The sequence below is a fragment of the Pigmentiphaga aceris genome, from assembly GCF_008119665.1.
Classification (GTDB): Bacteria; Pseudomonadota; Gammaproteobacteria; order Burkholderiales; family Burkholderiaceae_B; genus Pigmentiphaga; species Pigmentiphaga aceris.
This window is the reverse complement of the sequence record NZ_CP043046.1, coordinates 2,554,566-2,575,969: the sequence shown is the minus strand read 5'-3', so window position 1 is coordinate 2,575,969 and position 21,404 is coordinate 2,554,566. Positions and strand designations below refer to the sequence as shown.

Below are 21,404 nucleotides of genomic sequence, written 5' to 3'. Positions count from 1 at the left end.
GCGAGGCGCTGCGTAGCCAGGGGCGGGCCTCTCGCCCTTGATTACCGCTCACCACTGCGTCAAGAACTCGTCGACTACCGACACACAGTGCTCGTAGCTGGGTCGGTAGTCCAGTACAGCAATCGCGTCGAACGCCGCTCGCAAGCTGGGATGCGGTTGACGCACCTGGCTTAGAAAAGCGTCGCGGTGTTTCACTAGAAACGGCTCAGCTTGGCGCAGTTGCTCAGGCTCGCGTTCGACAACAAGCGCAATATCGAACAGGTCTCGCGCCGTCGCACGGTTGCCGCGGTGATACAGCTTCTTGGCGACAATTTCCGCAGCTGTCTCGACCTTGACCGCATGTCCGTCGATATCCCAGAGCTCCCACGCGTCTGCAAGCAAATTCGGGGACGCGACAAAATCGACTTCGCCTTCCTCGAACTGCAATTTGACGAAACTCTTGCCTGACTCTGTGTAGTCCTGCGTCATCTCCGCAGCGATATCACTCAGGCGTGGAGTCACATACCCCAGGTACTGAGGATCCGGTACAAAGATATCGATATCTTTGCTCATGCGATGCTGATACCGAAACATCAGCACTGTGCCACCGCCAAAAGTCCAGAACGGATCTTCGACACCGCCATAACGGCGGATCTCTTCAATCAAGGTCAGCGCTCGAGGGAAGAGTGTTTTCCAGGGTCCTTCCGGCAATGTCCTGTTCATCATGACCACAGTACCTGCCGGTGAACCGAAACGGCCTTCGCCAGCTTGGCGACATTGAGCCAGATTGCTTTGGGCGGGGTATTGGCAAGCGCAGCGGCCTCCTCCACGGCCATGACCACTACCGGCACGGGAGCCTCGTCAAGCAAAGAGGCCAAGTGGGGAACAAAGGACGCAGGCACATCGCCAGCAACCAGGATTTCGCACAAGGTTTCTGGTGAAAGTTCGCTCGCATAACTGACGCTGGCTGTCTTGGCAGCCATCCAAAGACCGCGTTTTTTAAGACGCCCTGCCGTGCTTAACGGAGCCGCTTCAAGTCCCAACACGGATGCGAGCTGGGCTACTCGATTCACACCAAGATCGCTGAGCCGTCCGTTCTCAAGCCCGACCAAGGTCTGCCGAGACAGTCCGCTCAGATGCGCCAATTGGTTCTGCGACAAACCGAGTTCAGCCCGACGGGCGCGTACAGCACGGCCTATGTCAGAGAGATAACTCACTTCGCCTCCAGATTTGTCCGATATTTTGGACATCTTACGCTTTAGCAGCGGCTGTTAAGGATATGAGCGTCTCCACTGCGACACCACCAGCCATCCTGTAGTGGCCCGGATGTCGGCCACCTAGCCTGCCCAGCGTGCCAAGCATGATGGCCTGACCATCCATCGCCCTCCGGCTAGAAAACCACTGCTCCGCGCCTCGTCGATCAATCGATCTTGACGTTGCTGCGCTTCACAATCGCACCCCAATTGAGGACTTCCTTTTGCAGGTAGCTGCCGAACTCGGCCGGCTTCATCCATTCGGCGGTAAAGCCTTGTGACGCGAGCCTCTCCTTGATGTCGGGCATGGCCAGCACGGTCTGCAAGTTGGCATTGATCTTGTCCACGATCGGCCTGGGCGTGGCGGCCGGTGCCATCATCCCGATGAAGGCGACCGCTTCGAAGTTGGGATAGCCCTGCTCAGCCACCGTTGGCACATCGGGCAGCACGGGCGAGCGCGCCTTGCTGGTAACCGCCAGCGCCTTGAGCCTGCCGGAGGTGATGAAGGGCGTCGCCGAGATCATGGTGTCGAGCATGTAGGTGGTCTGGCCGCCTATCACATCGGTCAGGCCCGGGCCGCTGCCTTTGTACGGCACGTGGATGGTCTTGATACCAGCTGCGGTGTTGAGCATCTCGCCGCCCAGGTGGGTCGACGAGCCGTTGCCCGACGAGGCGAATGACAACTCGCCCGGTTTGGCTTTGGCGGCGGCAACCAGCTCTTTCAGGTTGTTGGCCGGATAGCCGGGCCGCGTCACGAGCACCAGCGGGCCGGTCATGATCATCGACACGGGCGTCAGGTCCGTCAACAGGTCGTACTTGAGCTGCTCCTTTGGAAACAGCGTCATGTTGATCGCGTGCGAGGTGGCGACGATCAACAAGGTATAGCCGTCGGCCGGCGACCTGGCGACGATGTCAGCGCCGATGTTCGAGCCACCACCGGCCTTGTTTTCAACAATGAACGGCTGCTTTTCCATCTCGCCGAGCTTTTGTGCAAGCAGACGCGCAACGATGTCGTTAGGACCGCCAGGCGCATACGGCACGACGATTCTGACGGGCTTGGACGGGTAAACATCTGCCGCGTGGGACAGCGGCGCAGCACAGGCGGCCGCAACAACCAGGGTGAGTGCGAAGGGCTTGATGGACATGATTGTCTCTAGTAATGATTTGAGGAGCCGCTTGGCAGCGTTGGTCTTGGTTCAAGTCTTCATTCAGGTCTTCATTCAAGTCTTGTACGACGGTTCTTCGCGATCGAGCTGCCGCAGCAAGGCCGGCCACTCCATCGGCGCGAAATTGATCTTTCCGTCGGGGCCATAACGCGTGGCCATCGTGGCCGCAAGCTCGTGGCTGGGCATGCTGATCTCGGCACCGCTGGACAGCACGTCGACCTGCACCTTGCAGGCGGTCTCAAGCCAGTACATGAGGTTCCATGCGTCCTGCACCGACGGGCCACACGCCACCAGGCCGTGGTTGCGCAGGATGAGCGTGCTGTGTGGGCCGAGATCACGCGCAATGCGGTCGCGCTCGCCCATGTCGACTGTCGGCTGCTCGTAGTCGTGGAAGCCAACTCTTCCGTAAAAGCGCATTGCGGTCTGCGTAATCGGCAGCAGGCCGTCTTTCATCGCCGACACCGCCATGCCGGCGCGCGTGTGAGTATGCATCACACACGTCAAATCGCTGCGCGCCCCGTGCACGGCGCTGTGAATCATGAAGCCGGCGCGGTTCACCGGAAACTCGCCGAACTCGCCCTCGGGCTTGTCGACAATGTTGCCGTCGAGGTCGAGCGTATAAAAGCACGAGGCCGTGATTTCGGTGTACAGCAAGCCGAAGGGGTTGATCAAAAAATGTGCGGCATCGCCCGGCACCTTGGCCGTGATGTGGTTGTAGATGAGATCGCTCATGCCGTACTTCGCCACCAGCCGATAGCAGGCGGCCAGGTCGGTGCGGACTTTCCATTCGGCGTCGCTCACGCGATCGCGGACAGAAGCGGCGCGAGATTGCACGGTGGTGTTCATTGTCCAGAGTCCTTGCTGTCTGTCCGAGACGCGTCGGGGCGGCCTGCGAGCATGCGGCGGGCCGTGTAGCGCAACACGGGCTCGCCGCGCTGGTTGAATACGTCAACGTTGGAGTCGACGATGGCCCGGTTGCCTTTTGAGGTCGGCTTAACACCAGCGACCTCGACCACCGCATGAATCGTGTCATTCACCCGCACCGGGCCCAGCACCTTCTGTGTGCACTCAAGCATCGCCATGCCTGTGCCCTGGATCATGGTCTGCAAAATAAAACCTTCGATCAGCGAGTAGGTCAGCGCTGCAGGCACCGGGCGTCCGCCAATCGCGCTCGCCGCGCCTTCCGCGTCAATGAAGATGACTTCCAGCATGCCGGTGCACGAAATGAAATTGACCAGATCGGTCTCGGTCACGGTGCGGTTGAAGGTCTGTAATTTCTGGCCAACTTTCAGGTCTTGCCAGAAGAAGCCGTGGCCCAGCAATGGGTAGGAAGATTGCGGTGCAGTCATATCGGCGCTCCTTGCGATGTTGGTGCGGTGCCGAGCGGTGCAATGCCGGCGTCGGTCAACACCTGGTGCGTGTGCTCGCCCAGGCGCGGTGCCATGCCAACGGGCAGTTGACGACGGTCGATGCGCACGGGCGAACCGGGGAACTGAAGGCGGCCCATCCTGGCGTCATCGATGGTCTTGAAGAAGCCGGTCGCCTTCAGGTGCGGGTCGTCCATCAGGACTTCCAGCCGGTTCATGCGCGAGGCCGGGATTTCAAGACGCGCAAAAACGTCGAGCCACGCCTCGGTGCTACGCGTTTCGATCACCTGCGCGGCCAGCGTGTAGAGCGCGTCGATGTGCTTCGTGCGCTCGGTGATGTTGGCGAAGCGCGCATCGGCCGCTGCGTCGGGCATGCCGCCTTCGATGAAAAATCGCTGCCAGTGCGCATCGGTGTAGGGCATGGCACACAGGTAACCGTCGGCCGTGCGATACGGCCGGCGATGCTGGGCGAACAGGCGCGGATAGCCGGTGTCGGCAAGCGGCGGCGAAAAGTGATGGCCGTATAGATGTTCGACCAGATTGAACGAGGCCATCGATTCAAACATCGGGACTTCGACGTAGCCACCCTTGCCGGTGCGCTCGCGTCGGAAGAGCGCAGCCAGGATGGCGTGTGTGGCGACCAAGCCAGAGGTCTTGTCGGCCGCGATCGTCGGAAAGTACTGCGGTGCGCCCGACTGCCGCTCCATCAGCGCCGCGCAGCCTGACAGGCCCTGAATGATGTCGTCGTAGGCTGGCATGCCGCCGTACGGGCCGTCTTCGGCGAAACCGTGAAGACCGACGTAGACCAGGCGCGGATTGCGCGCCAGCAAGGTGTCCGGGTCGAGGCCGATGGCAGCGAGTTTTTGCGGACGGATGCTGTGCATCAGCACGTCGGCAGTATCAACCAGTCTGAAGAGCGCGGCGCGCGCATCGGCCTGCTTGAGGTCGAGCACCACGCTGCGCTTGCCGCGATTCACGCCCAGAAAAATGGCACCCATGCCGGGCTCGGTACTGGGGCCGGTGCGGCGTGTGGAGTCACCTTCGGGCGGCTCGATCTTGATTACGTCGGCACCGTACTCGGCCAGATTCTGGCTCGCGTAGGGGCCAAGCACGACGGTACTCAGGTCGAGCACACGCACCCCCTCAAGGGGCAGGTTCGATCCAGTTGTCATCGTAAGTAGCGGAGTATTGCGCCGCCTCGTTGTTCGGGAATGCATGAATGGTAGAAATGGAGGCTTAACGCGTCCAATACCGTTCATGTCATTTGCGATACATAAAAGGTAAGTCACTCGTGGAGCTTCGTCAGCTGCAACAATTCATCGCCGTGGCCGAGACGCTCAACTTCCGGCGTGCCGCCGAGCGGTTGCACATGGCGCAACCACCGCTTTCTGTAGCCATCCGCAAGCTGGAGGAAGAGGTCGGTGCCCAGCTTTTCGAACGGCAGCCGCGCGGCGTCGCACTGACGCCCGCTGGCGTCGCTGCGCTTGGCTTGGCGCACCAATGCCTGCTCGCTGCCAATGCGTTGCGTGATGCTGCCCGGGCCGCGGCGGGCGGCGAGCGCGGCCTTTTGCGGGTCGGATTCGTGGGGTCTGCCACCTATGCGCTGATGCCGCGGCTGCTGCCCTTGTTCCGTCAGCGTTACCCAGACGTAGAGCTGGTGCTGCGCGAATCGGCCAACCTCGAATTGCTCGCACAGCTAGAGAGCGGTGAACTCGACATCGGTTTGGTGCGGTACCCGACCGGTTCAGCAAGCGCACTGCGCTTCGAGGTAGTCGAACGCGATGTGTTCTGCGCGGTGCTGCCCGCTAGCCATGCGCTGGCAAAGAAGAAGCGCTTGACGCTCGCGATGCTCGCCAGCGAGCCATTCATCGACTATGCCTCGACCCGCGTGCCGGGTCTTCATGCCATGGTGATGCTGGCGTTCCAGCAGGCAGGACTGTCCCCCCGCGTGTCGCAGGAAGCGACCCAGGTGCAGACCGTGATCAGCCTGGTTCAGAGCGGCATGGGCGTGGCGCTGGTCCCATCGGTAAGCGCGCGTCTGGCGGCACGTGACGTGGTGTTCCGGCCGATCGATGGCCTGCCAGCATCGGCCGGGATATCACTGGCCGTCGCGTCGCGCCTGGCCGGCCACAATGCAGCGGCGCAGCGCTTTCGAGAATGTGCGCTGAAGTTGAAGCAGGAATGATCTGCGTTGCACAGATCATTCCTTACCGTGCCGCTTACGACTTGAAGCGCCCGACCAGCCCGTTCAGATCATTCGACAGATGTGAAAGCCGACCCGAGTCTTCCTGCGCCGCACTGGCGAGGCCTTCGACCAGTTGCGCCTCGTGCAAGATCTGCCGGATATGCCGGTTGATTTCTTCCGCCACGCTGTGCTGCTCTTCGGCGGCGGTCGATATCCGCAGGTTCTGATCCCTGATTTCATCCACTGACTGCTGGATGCCTTCAAAGCTCTCGCGTGCACTTTCAATCGAAGACACACTGGCACGCGACAAATCCATGCAGCTTTCCATCTTCTTCGACACTTCCTGGGTCTTGCTGCTGAGCGCACCAAGCACCTGGTCGATTTCCCCCGTGGCATCCGACGCACGCTGCGCCAGCGCACGGACTTCATCCGCCACCACAGCAAACCCTCGGCCTTGCTCCCCGGCCCGCGCCGCTTCGATCGCGGCGTTCAGTGCCAGCAGGTTGGTCTGCGAGGCAATGGCCCGTATGGTGCCCAGAATCTGGTTGATACTGCGACTGCCCTCTTCCAGCTCCAGCATGGCCTGCGAAGACTCAGTCAGTCGACGACCCAGACGATTGACGTGGTCGGTGGTCATGTCCATCTGCTGCTTGCCTTCGCTGACAAGATGATGTCCACTATCCGCGGAGTTGGCCGCAGCGCTACAGGCTCGCGCCACTTCATTCGCCGTGGTGACCATTTCATTGAAGGCGGTAGACACCGATTCCACCGCCTCGCGCTGGCGGCCAGCCGCCTGGTTCATGTTGTTGGCCACTTCACTGTTGACGTGTGACGCTTCCTGCAAGTTGGTCGACGCCGCGCTGATGCTCTGGATCAACTGGCGTATGGCAGCAAGAAACTTGTTGAACCAGCCTGCCAGTTCCGCCGTTTCGTCTTTGCCCTGCACATCAAGATCCCGGCGCAAGTCGCCCTCACCTGCCGCAATCGACTGCAAACCGGTGCTGACCTGACCGATAGGCTTGACGATGACCCTGGCGAAGGCCGCTGCCAGCATTGCAAAGAGCAGGACCAGCACCACCACGATAGCGACCGTCAGATAAGTCATGCGCGTGGCGTCGGCCATGACTTCGTTGTGCTCGATCAAGCCCACGTAACGCCAGCCCAGACCCGGCGATGTCCACACGTTGGCCATGTACCGGGCGCCATTGATTTCCACCTCGGTGGCACCCTGCGTCGTAGCAGCCAACTTGGCATAAGGCTCGCCCAGATCCTTGAGCTGCTTGAAGTTGTGCCCCGGATTACGCGGATCGACCAGCACGATGCCGTCTTCAATCAACATCACATAGCCACTTGCGCCGAGCTTGATGCTCTTGACCAATTCGGTAAGGTTCTTCAGCGACACGCTGACAACAAACACGCCCTTGGGCTTACCTGCTGCGTCAAGCATGGCGCGGGCGCTACCGACCAGCGCTACCGCATCCTTATCGTAGTAATAGGCCGCCGTTCTTACCGCTCTACCAGGGCTGGCCATGGCGGCCTTGTACCAGGGGCGCACGCGCGGATCGTACTTCGACAGCTGCGGATCATCCGGCCATTTCGCGTAGGTGCCGTCTTCCAGACCAATGGACAGAATCGCCGCTGCCGGATGCGTCTGACCATAGCGCGCAAACGCGTCGATGACCTGCTTAGCTGACTCGGGTAGGGGCTGGCTGGCGGCATCGGCACCTGTGTAGTCTTTCAGGCTGGCGACGGACGTGTAGACGGGGTCGGTAGCCATTTGATCGACGTTTTGCTGGGTGCCGTCGAAGAACTGCCGGATGTTGCCATCGATCTGGCGAATTTCGCGGGTGCTGCCGTCCATGAACTCTTCGAACGCTTCAGCCCGGGTGTTGAGGACTGAGATCACCGCGATCAGAGTGACGGGAATGAATGCGGCGAATACGAAGGCAAGGACGAGTTTGTTCTTTATTTTCATCTTATTTAGCACTGCCCAATGGGTTAGATGAGTGAACCCGGCGCAAATTTGCTCGAAGCGGGTCACTACAGCAGTGATATCGACATTGGGCGCGCGAACTTTATCGTCGCGCATCTAATTGTCCTGGATTCGATGACAGGCAGGGGAAACACCCGGCGGTTGGATGGGCATTCCGCCGATCAAGCCTCAGAAACCGCGAATGACGTAGCGCTTACCGCGAGCTTGGCAATCAGCAAGACGGTCGCGTACCCATTTTCGGCTGACGAGATAAGTGCTACCAGAAATATCCCTGTCATATTCGACGACATCTTTTGTCAGGTCCAGCTTGCGAGTGGAAAACACAAGCGTGTCGTCCGGTGGCTCGCCTGCTGCCCCAAGCCAATAAATCAACTTGTTTCCTTGCAGCCAGTGCACCCAGGCGTACCCATCGCTACTTGGATAGGTGACGACGCAGAAATTCTGATCGCCAGAGGGACGGGGTTCTACTTTTGCGATAAAGCGTTCAAGGGCTGGTTGGGCGTTATCGAAACGCGCTGAGTCGATGTTCGCTGGCTGGGCGTGAACGCAGAATGCGATTGGCAGTATGCATGCGAGACGGAGTAAGTTACTCCGCCTTGCAATTAAATGTGTCGCTATCGAAATCGGAATCATTATCTCTCGCACGAGCTTCATCTCAGTTTGGCGATAGTAAGTATCTCTCCACCTTGTCTATCGGGAAACCAGAAGATCCCTGTGACGGTCATCGACAAGCTCATAGTGCAAGGGCTTCACCCAAGCGCGGGCCCCTACCGACTGGGCATTTCCGTACCCCCAGGCCGCGACTCGATGTGCGGTAGCCCTACTTGTAGGCACACCCGCCGCGAATCCGATTTCGTCCAATTGACTTGAGTAGCTGGTTAGTCGCTCCAGCCATTTTTCGAGATGTTGACTACCAGCAAGTGAGTCGGATTTGCTTCGATTGCATGTAGCGTGGGCAAGAACGAAGTTATGTGCAACGTCCCTGGTATAGAGCGAGAATGGCACGAAGTGATCCACCTCAGCGTCTTGAAGACTCAGACCGCAATAAAAACATTTCGGCCCATCAAGCTTTAGAAGCTCCGAACCGATGATGGTCAGAGACTGCCGAGATATGCTGAAAAGGAAATCTTCCAAGTCGCCAGCATCACCCAGGATCTCGTGATTTTGACGATTGCCTTTGATGTGATCAACCCAATGGACGCGACACAACTGCTGCACTAAGGGATAAAAACGCCTTAAACAGTAGGCGACACCTGGTTTAAGCAAAATATGTCCAGGTGCCGCTCTTTCATACAGAAACGGATCCGTAATGCCGCCGAAGTTCTGCAGATAGTTCAGAGGCTGGGCGGAGACAACCGTCGCCACTTTGCTAAGCAACGCACGGTAGGCAGGCTCGGTCCGAGCCTGCTGCACCGTGTTCGCGCGAGAAACCGCCCTGAACTTTGCGATTGCCGTCAACACTGCGGCTTGTGTCCCAGCGTTCTGAATTAGCACACCTGACGCAGTGTCATTGCCACTTGTGCCATATGGCACTGCATGCCGCCAGTACAGCTGAATGAATCGCTCGGCAATCTGGCGATTGCTCAGTGGCAGTGCCGCGCCATCGTCAGCGCCCAACTCCACAGCCAAGTCGGCGAGCGTCACCAACAGCGCAAACTTGTAGGTTGCGGTGAAGTCCCCTTCGGCAAAGAGACGTTGAATCTTCGTGAGGAACGCCAATTGGGTTTCTGCCGAAGGCGTCGGTGCGCTCATGCTCAAGACCGATCAGTCCAATAGTCAGCTTTGTGTGGGATCACCCAGCGAACTCCACCTCGTGGATCGGCAAGATCTTTTTCGAATCGGGGAATCAGGTGGATATGCAGATGCGGGACAGTCTGGCCGGCAGCAGTGCCATCGTTGATGCCAATGTTGTAGCTGTCAGGCCGGAACTCTTGGTCTGCCGCTTTCTTGGCTTCGTCCAAGAGATCGAGCAATGCCGACCGCTGCGCTTCGCCGATTTCGAAGAATGAGCCGACATGACACTTCGGAATGACCAGACTGTGACCCGGAGAAACTGGAAAGCCGTCACGCATCCAAAACACGTGATCGTTCTGCCCCAGAATTCTGGACGTGGGTAAGGCACAAAACGGGCAAGCGTTGTTGACCATGAGGGCAAATCGGTAGGATTAAAAAAGCGCACTGCATGGTCGCTGAGTTCTGCACAAGTGGGCAACTGCAGCAGCGAGGTTTCATGCGGTTGCTAGGGCATTGCGCGTGGCTGCGCTGTACTAAGCCGTGTGATCCATAGTACACACAGATTAGAGTATTTCCCCGTACGCTCTGATATCGGCAGAACATGGAAAAGACCCTGATTAACGTCGACGGCGCAGCGCAGGCGCTGAGGCTATTTGCGGAAGAGCGTGATTGGCAGCAGTTCCACTCACCGAAGAACCTAGTCATGGCCCTTTCGGGTGAAGTCGGCGAACTCACCGAGATCTTTTTGCGCTGCTGAACCAGGTGCGCGGCCTGGGCATCGAGAAAAACACCGAGCGTCGCAACAACGGGTTCATCACCGGAGAGCGCGACTCGTTCGACGCCAGCCGGCGCCGCGGCCACGGCCTGAAGTCGTCGTGGTTGATCGCCACATTCGCCATCGCGGACTGCGAGGACAAGCTGTACGAATGGCAGATGCGCGGCTACATGGCCCTGTGGGACGCCGACGAGTGGGAGGTGAACTAAGCTCTCGTCGACACCCTGGAGAAGCTGATCGGCTACGAGCCCTTCCAGCTCCATGTCGTTTCGCACATCCACGAGGCGCTGCGCTTCACGACCCCGTCGATCACCCGCGACGCAGCGAAGAAAGTTGCGATCTTCCAGAAGGTGCTCTACGCCCGCGAGTATTTCGCGGAAGTCATCGCCGAGTTTGCCCGCTCATACCAGATCGCCAAGCCGCTCGCGGCCTGATCACCCACTTCACCACAGGAAAATTTATGCCCCAACTGTTCGGATTCTCACGGCTTGGCCGCGATGCGGAGCTGCGCCACGGCCGGGGGACGGCGACGGCAACCGGCCTACCAAGGCCTCGCTGTGGAGCGCGCGCGTCGAGGCGCTGGCAGATCACATGCTGAAGGGCACGGCGCTGTGCGTCAGCGTCGACGATGTCCACATCGAGACCTACGACAAAAACGGCGGAGGCCAATGCGTGAGCTCGTTGGCCGCGTCAGCAGCCCGGAGTTCTCTGGTGGTGGCCAGCAGCAGGAGCGGCAAGCCTGGCCCCGCAGCAGCGTTCGGCGCCCCGCACTTCTGCACCACGCCAGGCTGCACGCCCTGAGCCTGCTCCCGCGCCGAACTTCGCCGACATGTACGACGATATTCCGTGCTAGGGGATGTGCTCGACACGCCGCTGCAATACGAGATCCTCTCGTCGTTTAAAGCAAGCCTTCAGCTCTCCCGCGATCGCACCCAATCCGAGCCTTCGACCGAAACGCCCCGGCACAACCATATTTGCAAGTCTCAAGAGCTCAGCGCCTGCATCATCTGGGCCGGGACTCGAAAGTTCAATCAGCGCAGGCAGGGTATCAGCATCTGAGCTCGCGCATTCTTGGAGAAATTCCCGATATGTGGCGACCCGCCCAATCAAGCTTGCCAACGCCAGCGCTTCTGCCTCCGGCAATATTGAAAACTCAGATCTCTCTGCTCTGCATACAGGAAGGTCGATACATCTAGCGTAATCACTTAGGCCCTTTAGTAGCCCTGACACATCCTTACTTTCGGGCAGGCGCCTAAGCGTCACATAGATCCTGGTGAGCGATCTCGACACGTGGCTCAACATGAGGTCAATTTCGGGAGCAACGATTTCCCGAACGATCGCAGACCTCCGCTTCCTATCTATCTCTCGCTGACGTCGCTCTCTACCAGCGAGGTGGAGAGCGACGAGCGAGCCTAAGACACCAGCCAATGCAGCGGCAGCCTCCCATGGTTTGTCGGGAAACAAGCGGCTCGGACTGGGCCATGTCGAGCAGATCCAGCCGGCAACGACCCCGATGACAAGCATCATCCAGTACCGCCAGTCTTTCCACGCATTGTCCATTACCACTCCCAAGTAGACGCGGCAATCATACCCATCGCCAATGAAGAGAAGCGATATCGTGGCGAACGAAATACAGATGCTGGGTGGCCGTAATGACGCGGATCAAGAACAAAGCGCGGCCAAAGGCCGCCGTCGCAGCGCCAGGCGTTGGGCGACAGCCGCCCGAGCCAGACATTCTGCCCAGCACCGAACTTCGACGACCTGGCCGACGATATTTCGTTCTGAAAGAATCACGCTCTACCGACTCATATCGCTCGGCGAATCGTCTGGATCACCGGTGAATAATTCAAAGGCCCTGTCGATCTGGGCGCGGTAGTTTTCGCCGAAAGTTAGCTTCACGTATTCATACTCTTCGACAATCCGATCAAGCACCTCCAAAAGTCCAACCGTACCGTCACCGAAAAGAAGAGCCTTCACGTTAGCAAGCATTTTCTCCTCTTCGTCTTCCCAAAGCCAGTCAATATGGACGATCCGTTTGTCGACCCAAGCCTTTAAAACCTGCCGAACTGACTGATCGTCCGACACGACCGTGTCGAACAATGAATCCACGCTAGCAGCAGCTTCGTCCATTCTTCGTGTGCGGTAAACCGTTTGCAACGTCGCATTTTTCTTTTGATTTGGATGCTCCAAGAAAAGCGCGCGGCAGTCGACAAGAATAGAGTCCACCAACAAATCCGAGGTAAATCCGTCATCGGCAGGACACTCGAGCAAGATGGTTACCTTCCGCTGAAGCGCTTTCAGCCGAGTTCCAAATAGCCGCTCAATCCTGGCCTCTACGGAACCAATCCCGCCTGCATCAAAATACCTTTTAAAGTCCTCAGGCGTTTTTAGAAACGCCATGAAGGTGTTAACGGCACCCTCTCCCAGTCTTTCCATCGCTGTCCGTACTCCAACCTAATTTGGTTAAATTGCTGACGCACTTTGTGATGCAGGCGGCGTAGCAGCTTCGCTGCATTCGCTTACTAGGCAGCGGGCCTCCTTCCGCAAACCCGGCCAATCATACTCATCCCCCAAGGAGTTGCCGATGACTACCGTCGTCGAAGCGAGCGCTTGCGCTCGCCGCCAGAGCCGCACGTGATAAACAGCCAGCAACTGCGTGCGGCCGCCAAAGACTTGGCGCCGCCGACGTTCGACAAGGAGGCGGCAACAGTCGCCCAGCGCGCGGCGCTCGTGGGCTCGCGCACCGGGCTTGAGATTCTTGAGCTTCGTTTCTGTGAGCATTGTGCCTGATCCATGTCCGTACCATCATTATCAACCGCTGTTTTTTGGGAAATTTTCCCTTAATAATCAATTGGTTAGCCTGGTTCGGTACCATCATCGCGCAGCTTTTCAGATGCTGGTATTTCTGCGCTGTGCTGGTACCGCCGAAGCAAGGTACCAACGCACAAACCAGCAAAAGAAACTGCCTAACGCTGCGCGTCGTTGCGCCTCGTTTCGCCCTGCCAAGAAAAAAGCCCTGCAAAAACAGGGCTTTAGTCTCGTCTCTTACTCGTTAATGCGCGTCTTTGCGCCTTCCCGAATCATTCCCACTCAATCGTAGCCGGCGGCTTAGAACTCACGTCATAAACCACCCGATTGATCCCGCGAACTTCGTTGATAATCCGCCCCGAAACCTTCCCCAACAGCGAATAAGGCAACTCCGCCCATCCAGCCGTCATAAAGTCCGAAGTCTCAACAGCCCGCAGCGCCACAACATAGTCGTAAGTCCGCCCGTCGCCCATAACGCCCACAGACTTCACCGGCAAGAACACCGCAAACGCCTGCGAAGTCAGGTCATACCAGCTCTTCCCAGTCGCGGCATCAACGGTATTGCGCAGCTCTTCAATGAAGATCGCATCCGCACGACGCAGCAGGTCGGCATACTCTTTCTTCACTTCGCCCAAAATCCGCACACCCAGACCAGGTCCAGGGAACGGATGGCGATACACCATCGCCGGCGGCAGGCCAAGTGCTACGCCCAGCTTGCGTACTTCGTCTTTGAACAGCTCACGCAGCGGTTCCAGCAGCGACAGCTTCAAGGTATCCGGCAAGCCACCCACGTTGTGGTGCGACTTGATCGTCACGGCCTTGCCGGTCTTCGCACCTGCAGATTCGATCACGTCCGGATAGATGGTGCCCTGTGCCAGCCACTTCGCGCTCTTCAGCTTCGATGCCTGGTCCTGGAACACTTCGACGAACTCACGACCGATGATCTTGCGCTTGGCTTCGGGGTCGGTGACGCCGTGCAGCTTGCTCATGAACTGTTCGGTTGCGTCGACGTGGATGATTTTCACACCCATGTTTTCAGCGAACGTCTGCATCACTTGCTTGCCTTCGTCCAGGCGCAGTAGGCCGTGATCAACGAAGACGCAGGTCAGTTGGTCGCCGATGGCGCGGTGGATCAGTGCAGCTGCAACGGATGAATCCACGCCGCCGGACAGGCCCAGGATGACGTCATCAGAACCGACTTGGGCACGGATCTTTTCGATCGCTTCTTCGACGTAGTCGGGCATGTTCCAGTCGGTGCCGCAGCCGCAGATCTCGTGCACGAAGCGCGCGAGCATGGCCATGCCTTGCACGGTGTGCGTGACTTCGGGGTGGAATTGCACGGCGTAGTAGCCGCGCTCTTCATCAGCAATGCCAGCGATGGGGCACGACGGGGTCGATGCCATGACCTTGAAGCCGGGGGGCAGCGAGGTGACCTGGTCGCCGTGGCTCATCCAGACTTTGAGCATGCCATGACCTTCCGGCGTGCGGTGGTCTTCGATGCCTTCCAGCAGTTTGGTGTGGCCGTGGGCGCGCACTTCGGCGTAGCCGAATTCGCGGTGGTCGCTGTAGGTGACTTTGCCGCCCAGTTGGGCTGCCATGGTTTGCATGCCGTAGCAGATGCCGAGCACGGGCACGCCGGCTTCGAACACTGCTTGGGGGGCTTTCATGGAGCCGTCTTCGTAGGAAGACGCGTGGCTGCCGGACAGGATGATGCCCTTCAGGCCTTTGGTTTGTTCTTCGCGGATGAAGTCATCCGTGACGTCGCAGGGGTGGACTTCGCAGTAGACCGAGGCTTCGCGCACGCGGCGGGCGATGAGCTGGGTGACTTGTGAACCGAAGTCGAGGATCAGGATTCTATCGTGCATATGTGTGGGCGCCGAAAACACAAGCGGCCCGGCGCTTGCGCGCCGGGCCGCCCGTACTGCCGGTCGACTTACTCCATCCGGTAGTTGGGGGCTTCTTTGGTGATCTGCACGTCGTGGACGTGCGACTCGCGGATACCTGCCGAGGTGATCTGGACGAACTCTGCCTTGTTGCGCATGTCGTCGATGGTGGCGCAGCCGCAATAACCCATCGAGGCACGGACGCCGCCGACCAGTTGGTATACGATGGCCAGCACGCTGCCCTTGTAGGGCACACGGCCTTCGATGCCTTCGGGCACGAGTTTGTCGACGTTGTTGGCCGGGTCCTGGAAGTAACGATCGGCGGAACCGTCGGTCATGGCACCCAGGCTACCCATGCCGCGGTAGGCTTTGTACGAACGGCCTTGGTACAGCACGACTTCGCCCGGTGCTTCTTCGGTACCGGCGAACATGCCGCCCATCATGACGGTGTAGGCACCAGCAGCCAGCGCCTTGGCGACGTCGCCCGAGTAGCGGATACCGCCGTCGGCGATGATCGGCACGCCCGAACCTTGCAGGGCTTTGGCCACGTTGGCAATGGCGGTGATTTGCGGCACGCCTACGCCGGCCACGATACGCGTGGTGCAGATGGAGCCCGGGCCGATACCGACCTTGACGCCGTCTGCACCGGCTTCGACCAGCGCCAGCGCGGCTGCGCCGGTGGCGATGTTGCCGCCGATGACTTCGACTTGCGGGTAGTGTTTCTTGACCCAGCGAACGCCTTCGATCACGCCTGCCGAGTGGCCGTGGGCGGTGTCGACAACCAGCACGTCCACGCCTGCGGCAACCAGCTTTTCGACACGTTCTTCAGTGCCTGCGCCAACGCCGACCGCAGCGCCGACGCGCAGCTTGCCTTGGGCATCTTTGGATGCGTTCGGGTGTTCGGTGGTCTTGTTGATGTCCTTGACGGTCATCAGGCCACGCAGCTCGAAGGTGTCGTTGACGACCAGCACGCGCTCCAGGCGGTGCTTGTGCATCAGTGCCTGGGCCTCGTCCAGCGACGCGCCTTCGCGCACGGTGATGAGCCGTTCGCGCGGGGTCATGACCAGGCGCACGGGCTCGTCGAAACGGTCTTCGAAACGCAGATCGCGGTTGGTGACGATACCGACCAGCTGACGGCCTTCCACGACGGGCAGGCCCGAGATGCCGTGCTGACGTTGCAGCGCGATGACATCGCGGACTTTCATCGCGGGAGAGACGGTGATCGGATCGGCGACGATGCCGGATTCGTAACGCTTGACGCGTGCGACTTCGCGGGCTTGTTCGTCGGCGGAAAGATTCTTATGGATGATGCCGATGCCACCTTCCTGCGCCATGGCAATGGCGAGGCGTGCTTCGGTTACGGTATCCATGGCTGCCGACAGCAGCGGAATCTGAAGAGTGATATTACGAGTAAGACGCGTACGAAGATCGGTGTCGCGCGGCAACACGTCAGAGTACGCGGGAACCAACAACACATCGTCGAAGGTGAGCGCTTGTTGAACGAGACGCATCGGTAAACCCCTGGCCCAAAGCAAGATTATACGCACATTGGGGCTTCCCCTCAGCTACCGAGGGCCGAACTTTTCCCTGCGTTGTTGCTTTAACTTGTGCTGCACGCGACGAAAACGCGATTCCTGCGGGTCGAAATGCAGGGCGCGATAGACCTCAAGCCGGTCACCATCTTCCAGCACTTCATAGGGACCGCACAGCTGCCCGAAGATGCCGATGCCGCCCGTGGACAGGTCGATGTTGGGGAATTCGGTCAGAAAACCACTAAGCCACACGGCCTGCGCCACCACCGCGCCGGGCGGCATACGCACAGACTGCGTCCAGCTACCTTCCGGCCACACATAACAAAGGGACACCAGCAAAGCCGGGGCATCGACATCGGGTTGGGCAACGTTGCGCACGGCTGGATCGGTCAGCGCCGACACCCACACCGAGCCGGATTGTGAGATGGAACCGCGTGTGGCGCGCCGCCCTGCTGCCCCGCCGTCGGGTTGGACCGTCATCCGCCGTAGACCACGTCGGCGCGCTGCGTGAAGGCGTCGATGAAACCGGTGGCGATGCGGTTGAACACGGGGCCGATGACCATTTCCAGCGGGCGGCTGGAGAACGAGTAGTTCAGCGTGAACAGGACTTTGCAGGCGTCCTCAGAAAGCGGCTGGAATTCCCAGCGGCCATCGAGCGCAGAGAACGGGCCATCGACCAGCTTCAAGGTGATGGATTTGGGGAAGTCGTGGGTGTTGCGCGTGCGGAAGGTCTGGCGCAGGCCGGCGAAGGCGATGGTGACCGACGCATCCAGGCCGTGTTCGTCGCGCGCGTGCACTTCCGTTCCCCCGCACCAAGGCATGAAGGCGGGATAGTCTTCGACCTTGGCGACCAAGTCGAACATCTGTGCAGCGCTGTACGGGACCAGCACCGAACGTTGGACGGTATGCATGCGTAAAGAACCCAGTGGTATTGATAGAATGATCTATTTTACTGGTCGCGCCGCATGAGCATCATCGACAATCGGAAGGCGAGACACGATTACTTCATTGAAGAGACTTTCGAGGCCGGTCTGGTCCTGGAAGGCTGGGAAGTGAAAGCGATCCGTGCAGGCCACGTGCAACTGAAGGAAGGCTACGTCATCGTGCGTGATGGCGAACTGTTCCTGATCAACGCGCACGTCAGCCCCTTGCCAACGGCATCTACCCACATTCACCCCAACGCCACGCGTACGCGCAAGCTGTTGCTGAAGGCCAATGAGATCAGCAAGCTGATCGGCAAGGTCGAACAGCGCGGTTATACGCTGGTGCCGTTGAATCTGCATTACAAAGGCTCGCGCATCAAGCTGGACTTCGGCTTGGGCAAGGGCAAGAAACTGCACGACAAGCGTGACACCGAGCGCGAACGCGATTGGCAGCGCGAGAAGAACGCCATCATGAAGCACGACACGCGTCGCCGCGCGGATTGATTGACGTGGGTACGAGAAGAACAGCCGGGCACACATCCATGCAAGGGGCAATCCCCGGCATTGGTGCTGCCCTGCTTGCAATCACTTCGGTGCTGGCTGCATGCAATGTGCACGCTGCTGCGGGCAGCTATAGCTCCGAGGCTGCAGGGCCTGTCATGCCGAACCGAAAGGTTTGGTACACCACCGTGCATCCGCCCGTGGGATCACCGCCGCGTGATGGGAAGATCACCACGGTGTCGTGGCGTTGGGGCGTATCAAGCCAAATAAGCGGGCTGGAAGTGAAGCTCTGCTATCGAACCGCGCAGGACTGCGTGCCGGTCACGTCTTACGGCAAGGCCATGACGCAGGCGTTTGCGGGTCGCCCTGCCGATGGAGCATTTCTGCTGATGTATCGCGTGGAAGGCTCGGGCCGGATGACGCCGATCTACGGCGAGCGCAGTCAGGTGATCGTGAACTACATGTATTGAACGTGCTGTTGCCAGGGGCATTGTGAGTCAGGCGCGACCTGTGCGCGCCCTACCCTTGTTCAATTCAAGGCCCGTTCACACCGGCAACCATGAATCGGCCAACGCTGCATGATTTCACACGCAGACAATCGGCCGATCCACAGGCTACGGCTTACAGACCAACCAGCCCTGCCAAGCCGCCTGCATCTTTGATCTCGCGGTACTCGTAGAACGGGCATGCCGGTTCGTGGCCGCGGTTGATCCAGGCCTTGTTCTTGATGCCCATGTCGTAAGCGGTCATCAGGTCATAACGGAAGCTGGACGAGCAGTGCATGATGTCTTCCGGGCCGCAGCCCAGTTGGTCCAGCATGTATTCGAAGCCCTGGCGACGCGGCTTGTACGAATTGGCCATTTCTGCCGTGAACACCTTGTGGAACGGCGCGCCCAGCTTGTCGACGTTGCTTTGAATCTGGCTGTTGTCGGCGTTGCTCAAAATGACCAGTGGGATTTCGTGGGCGATCTTTGCCAGGCCAGCCGGCACGTCGGGGTGCGGGCCCCAGGTGGGCACGGATTCGTAGATGGCGCGGGCGTCGGCGGCATCGAACTTCACGTTCCACACTTTGCAGGTGCGCTCGATCGAGTTGTGCACCACTTCCGAATAGGGCTTCCAGGCACCCAGGACTTCGTCCAGGCGGAAACCACGGAAGGATTCAACGAAACCATCCATCTTGTCGGCCGGCACCAGGTTGGCGTACTGCTTGCGCGCCGCCGGGCCCATCTCGAAGTTGGTCAGGGTGCCGTAGCAGTCGAAGGTGATGAATTTCGGGGTCTTGAACGACATGAAAACGCTCCTGGGGATCGGTGCGCGTCGACCGCTGGCTGGCGGCAAGATGACGGCTTGCGGGGATTGGAATGACGGTTAAGGTGCGATGCACGGGTGGTTTGGCCGATGCATCTCAGGAATTCTGATCAGGTTTGGTTCAGGGCTTGGTCAATAGGCAGCAGCCCAATTCGTCAGTTCTGCTGCACTTTGCTCGCCGTGGAAGGCGCGCATGATCTGCTCGCCCATCAGGGGGCCGAACTTGAACATCTGCCCATCGCAGTTGGTCACCAACACGCTCTTCCCGTTGGTCTCGACCTTGAAACGGCGCGACGGGTCGAGCACGTAGTAGCCCACCTGCATACGCTGCGGCGTGTAGTGGTCGGGCTGCTTCAGGAAGGGGCGGAAGGCACCCAGCACAATGTCACTTTCGGCTTTCAGGTCGGACCCAAAACCGGTGATGTCAGGGCGTTGCAGGCGGCGATGGCCACCGTGGCCGAACTTCAGGCCGGCACCACGGCGATCGGGCAAGGTGTAGCCGCCGTGGTCACCAATAGCGACGATGGCGGGCGCGTTGCGCCAGCTTTCCTTGTAGTCGGCGGGCGGCTCGACGTAGCACAGGGCCTGGCGATACACCGGGTTGCCGTCCAGTTCGGGCAGCAGGTTCGACACCCATGCACCGGCTGCGATCACCAATAGGTCACCTTGCACCGTGGTGCCGTCGGCCAGCACGGCGATGCCGGCTGCACGGTCGATGGCTTTCACTTCGGTGTTGTCGCGCATGTCGACGCCGTGTCGGCGTACCCAGTCAGTGAGTTCCGTCACGATGGCGCTGGCAAACAGCGGGCCGCCACGGCCACCGGTTACGCCCCAGGCACCTTCCGGCAAATCCAGATGTGGTGCCAGCGCTTCCATGCCGGCACGATCATGCACTTCATGATCCAGGCCGATCTTGCGGAAGGTTTGAAGCGTTTTATCGGCGTAGTCGTCCGGGGACAGCGAGATTGCCACGGCACCGGTGTTTTCGAAGTGTTCTTTGCCCAGGTCGTTCCACACGCGGTCCCAGGCATCGAAGGCCGGGGCGATCATGCGTGCATAACCTTCCATTGCGCCATAGTGGGCGCGGATCATCCGGTGCAGGTCGAAGGACGCGCCTTGCGGATTGGGCATCGGGCCTTTTTCCAGCAAGACCACCTCGTGCCCGCGCTTGACTGCTGCGCGGGCGGTGGACAGGCCGACGATACCGGCACCGATGATGACTACTCGACTCATGCTTCACGTTTCCTGCGTGCAGCCAAACGAGGCTGCTTCAGGCTTTAGTCTAAGCCGGGGTCAGTAGCAGATGCTGCCGAAGATGCCCCCGTGCGCAAGCAAAAAGACGCGCGTTGCGTGCCCTGATTGATTGCATCTGTGGGGACGGGATCGGTGCGCGGAAAGTGTGCACGGACAGGCGTTGAAATCACGTCCAGGCACCAGCCAGGTGCCGGGTTGGCGACGGACGCATCCAGATGAAAAAACGCCCCATCACCTGAATGGTATCCAGATGCTGGGGCGTGGTCTGGCACTGATGGCGAAGTCACGGAAATACGGAACAGCTCAGACGATGTCCTTCAAGCCACCTTCAACATAGAACCTTCATCTGTCCTTCACCCCGCCCGCGCCACCGGTGTCACTGCCGCCCATTCTTCATCAGTGTAAAGACGTGACCGCGTCAAAAAACGCTGCCCTTCCGCACTATCCAGCGAGAACGCCCCGCCGCGCCCGGGCACCACATCGATGATCAGTTGCGTGTGTTCCCAGTACTCAAACTGGTCGGCTCCCATATAGAACGGGGTGCCGCCGATCTCGCCCAGCAACACGTCGGACCCGCCCACCATGAACTCCCCCAGCGGGTAGCACATGGGGGCGCTGCCGTCGCAGCAGCCGCCCGACTGGTGGAACATCAGGTCGCCATGCTTGGCCCGCAACTGTTCGATGAAAACCAGCGCGGCGGGGGTGGCGACGACACGTGCGGTAGTGACTGCCATGATGTCGCC

General features: G+C 59.6%; 22 protein-coding genes and 1 pseudogene. 5 read left to right on the top strand and 18 right to left on the bottom strand.

Annotated elements, in window-relative coordinates; genetic code table 11:
* Positions 1-48 precede the first annotated feature (48 nt).
* From FXN63_RS11150 to FXN63_RS11125, 6 genes are all read right to left on the bottom strand, one after another.
* Positions 49-702, bottom strand: coding sequence for a nucleotidyl transferase AbiEii/AbiGii toxin family protein (locus FXN63_RS11150; RefSeq protein WP_425468729.1), 654 nt, complete (start codon positions 700-702; stop codon positions 49-51).
* Entirely contained in the window at positions 702-1,229 is a 528-nt protein-coding gene (locus tag FXN63_RS11145; RefSeq protein WP_148814820.1) for a helix-turn-helix transcriptional regulator, read from the bottom strand. Before FXN63_RS11145 ends, FXN63_RS11150 begins: the two co-directional genes overlap by 1 nt.
* A gap of 170 nt (positions 1,230-1,399) precedes the next feature.
* Entirely contained in the window at positions 1,400-2,377 is a 978-nt protein-coding gene (locus tag FXN63_RS11140) for a tripartite tricarboxylate transporter substrate binding protein (RefSeq protein WP_148814818.1), read from the bottom strand.
* A gap of 75 nt (positions 2,378-2,452) precedes the next feature.
* Positions 2,453-3,244: a class II aldolase/adducin family protein gene (locus FXN63_RS11135; protein WP_148814816.1), complete on the bottom strand. Its 792-nt coding sequence runs from the start codon at positions 3,242-3,244 to the stop codon at positions 2,453-2,455.
* Positions 3,241-3,747, bottom strand: a complete 507-nt coding sequence (locus FXN63_RS11130) for a MaoC family dehydratase (RefSeq protein ID WP_148814814.1) — start codon at positions 3,745-3,747, stop codon at positions 3,241-3,243. The genes FXN63_RS11135 and FXN63_RS11130 overlap by 4 nt, the downstream gene beginning before the upstream one ends.
* Positions 3,744-4,937 carry a CaiB/BaiF CoA transferase family protein gene (locus FXN63_RS11125; protein WP_148814812.1) on the bottom strand — a complete coding sequence of 398 codons (1,194 nt, stop codon included), beginning with the start codon at positions 4,935-4,937 and terminating at the stop codon, positions 3,744-3,746. Before FXN63_RS11125 ends, FXN63_RS11130 begins: the two co-directional genes overlap by 4 nt.
* 119 nt (positions 4,938-5,056) lie before the next feature.
* Between FXN63_RS11125 and FXN63_RS11120 the strand changes: the two genes are divergently transcribed.
* Positions 5,057-5,950, top strand: coding sequence for a LysR family transcriptional regulator (locus FXN63_RS11120; RefSeq protein WP_148814810.1), 894 nt, complete (start codon positions 5,057-5,059; stop codon positions 5,948-5,950).
* Between the two features lie 34 nt (positions 5,951-5,984).
* On the opposite strand, the gene FXN63_RS11115 is transcribed toward FXN63_RS11120, so the two are convergent.
* From FXN63_RS11115 to FXN63_RS11100, 4 genes are all read right to left on the bottom strand, one after another.
* Positions 5,985-7,925, bottom strand: coding sequence for a methyl-accepting chemotaxis protein (locus FXN63_RS11115; RefSeq protein WP_148814808.1), 1,941 nt, complete (start codon positions 7,923-7,925; stop codon positions 5,985-5,987).
* Positions 7,926-8,111: 186 nt separating this feature from the next.
* A complete protein-coding gene (locus tag FXN63_RS11110; protein ID WP_148814806.1) occupies positions 8,112-8,576 on the bottom strand; it encodes a hypothetical protein in 465 nt (154 codons plus the stop codon).
* A 57-nt stretch (positions 8,577-8,633) separates the two neighbouring features.
* Positions 8,634-9,695, bottom strand: a complete 1,062-nt coding sequence (locus FXN63_RS11105) for an HNH endonuclease (RefSeq protein WP_148814804.1) — start codon at positions 9,693-9,695, stop codon at positions 8,634-8,636.
* A gap of 2 nt (positions 9,696-9,697) precedes the next feature.
* Positions 9,698-10,090 (bottom strand): HIT family protein, encoded by a 393-nt coding sequence (locus FXN63_RS11100; RefSeq protein WP_148814802.1) that lies wholly within the window; start codon positions 10,088-10,090, stop codon positions 9,698-9,700.
* 188 nt (positions 10,091-10,278) lie between these two features.
* Between FXN63_RS11100 and FXN63_RS11095 the strand changes: the two are divergent.
* Both FXN63_RS11095 and FXN63_RS11090 read left to right on the top strand, forming a co-directional pair.
* A pseudogene (locus FXN63_RS11095) lies at positions 10,279-10,422 on the top strand (nucleoside triphosphate pyrophosphohydrolase family protein); the annotation flags it as partial.
* Positions 10,423-10,439: 17 nt separating this feature from the next.
* The gene (locus tag FXN63_RS11090; protein ID WP_148814800.1) at positions 10,440-10,661 is read left to right on the top strand and encodes a hypothetical protein; all 222 of its coding nucleotides are present in this window, start codon (positions 10,440-10,442) and stop codon (positions 10,659-10,661) included.
* A gap of 1,588 nt (positions 10,662-12,249) precedes the next feature.
* On the opposite strand, the gene FXN63_RS11080 is transcribed toward FXN63_RS11090, so the two are convergent.
* From FXN63_RS11080 to FXN63_RS11060, 5 genes are all read right to left on the bottom strand, one after another.
* On the bottom strand, positions 12,250-12,888 hold the full coding sequence (locus FXN63_RS11080) for a hypothetical protein (RefSeq protein WP_148814798.1): 639 nt from the start codon (positions 12,886-12,888) through the stop codon (positions 12,250-12,252).
* 644 nt (positions 12,889-13,532) lie between these two features.
* Positions 13,533-15,125: a glutamine-hydrolyzing GMP synthase gene (gene guaA, locus FXN63_RS11075; RefSeq protein WP_148819199.1), complete on the bottom strand. Its 1,593-nt coding sequence runs from the start codon at positions 15,123-15,125 to the stop codon at positions 13,533-13,535.
* A gap of 68 nt (positions 15,126-15,193) precedes the next feature.
* The gene (gene guaB / locus FXN63_RS11070) at positions 15,194-16,654 is read right to left on the bottom strand and encodes an IMP dehydrogenase (RefSeq protein WP_148814796.1); all 1,461 of its coding nucleotides are present in this window, start codon (positions 16,652-16,654) and stop codon (positions 15,194-15,196) included.
* 54 nt (positions 16,655-16,708) lie between these two features.
* Positions 16,709-17,155, bottom strand: a complete 447-nt coding sequence (locus tag FXN63_RS11065) for an RnfH family protein (protein ID WP_148814794.1) — start codon at positions 17,153-17,155, stop codon at positions 16,709-16,711.
* Positions 17,152-17,586: a type II toxin-antitoxin system RatA family toxin gene (locus FXN63_RS11060; protein ID WP_148814792.1), complete on the bottom strand. Its 435-nt coding sequence runs from the start codon at positions 17,584-17,586 to the stop codon at positions 17,152-17,154. Before FXN63_RS11060 ends, FXN63_RS11065 begins: the two co-directional genes overlap by 4 nt.
* A gap of 54 nt (positions 17,587-17,640) precedes the next feature.
* Between FXN63_RS11060 and smpB the strand changes: the two genes are divergently transcribed.
* Positions 17,641-18,102 (top strand): SsrA-binding protein SmpB, encoded by a 462-nt coding sequence (gene smpB, locus FXN63_RS11055; RefSeq protein WP_148814790.1) that lies wholly within the window; start codon positions 17,641-17,643, stop codon positions 18,100-18,102.
* A 38-nt stretch (positions 18,103-18,140) separates the two neighbouring features.
* Positions 18,141-18,569: a flagellar protein FlhE gene (locus tag FXN63_RS11050; protein ID WP_148814788.1), complete on the top strand. Its 429-nt coding sequence runs from the start codon at positions 18,141-18,143 to the stop codon at positions 18,567-18,569.
* 151 nt (positions 18,570-18,720) lie between these two features.
* Here FXN63_RS11050 and FXN63_RS11045 read toward each other — a convergent pair whose 3' ends face one another.
* From FXN63_RS11045 to FXN63_RS11035, 3 genes are all read right to left on the bottom strand, one after another.
* On the bottom strand, positions 18,721-19,389 hold the full coding sequence (locus FXN63_RS11045; RefSeq protein ID WP_148814786.1) for a haloacid dehalogenase type II: 669 nt from the start codon (positions 19,387-19,389) through the stop codon (positions 18,721-18,723).
* Positions 19,390-19,539: 150 nt separating this feature from the next.
* Positions 19,540-20,640, bottom strand: a complete 1,101-nt coding sequence (locus tag FXN63_RS11040; RefSeq protein WP_148814784.1) for an NAD(P)/FAD-dependent oxidoreductase — start codon at positions 20,638-20,640, stop codon at positions 19,540-19,542.
* A 374-nt stretch (positions 20,641-21,014) separates the two neighbouring features.
* The gene (locus FXN63_RS11035; RefSeq protein WP_148814782.1) at positions 21,015-21,395 is read right to left on the bottom strand and encodes a DUF779 domain-containing protein; all 381 of its coding nucleotides are present in this window, start codon (positions 21,393-21,395) and stop codon (positions 21,015-21,017) included.
* Positions 21,396-21,404: the final 9 nt, after the last annotated feature.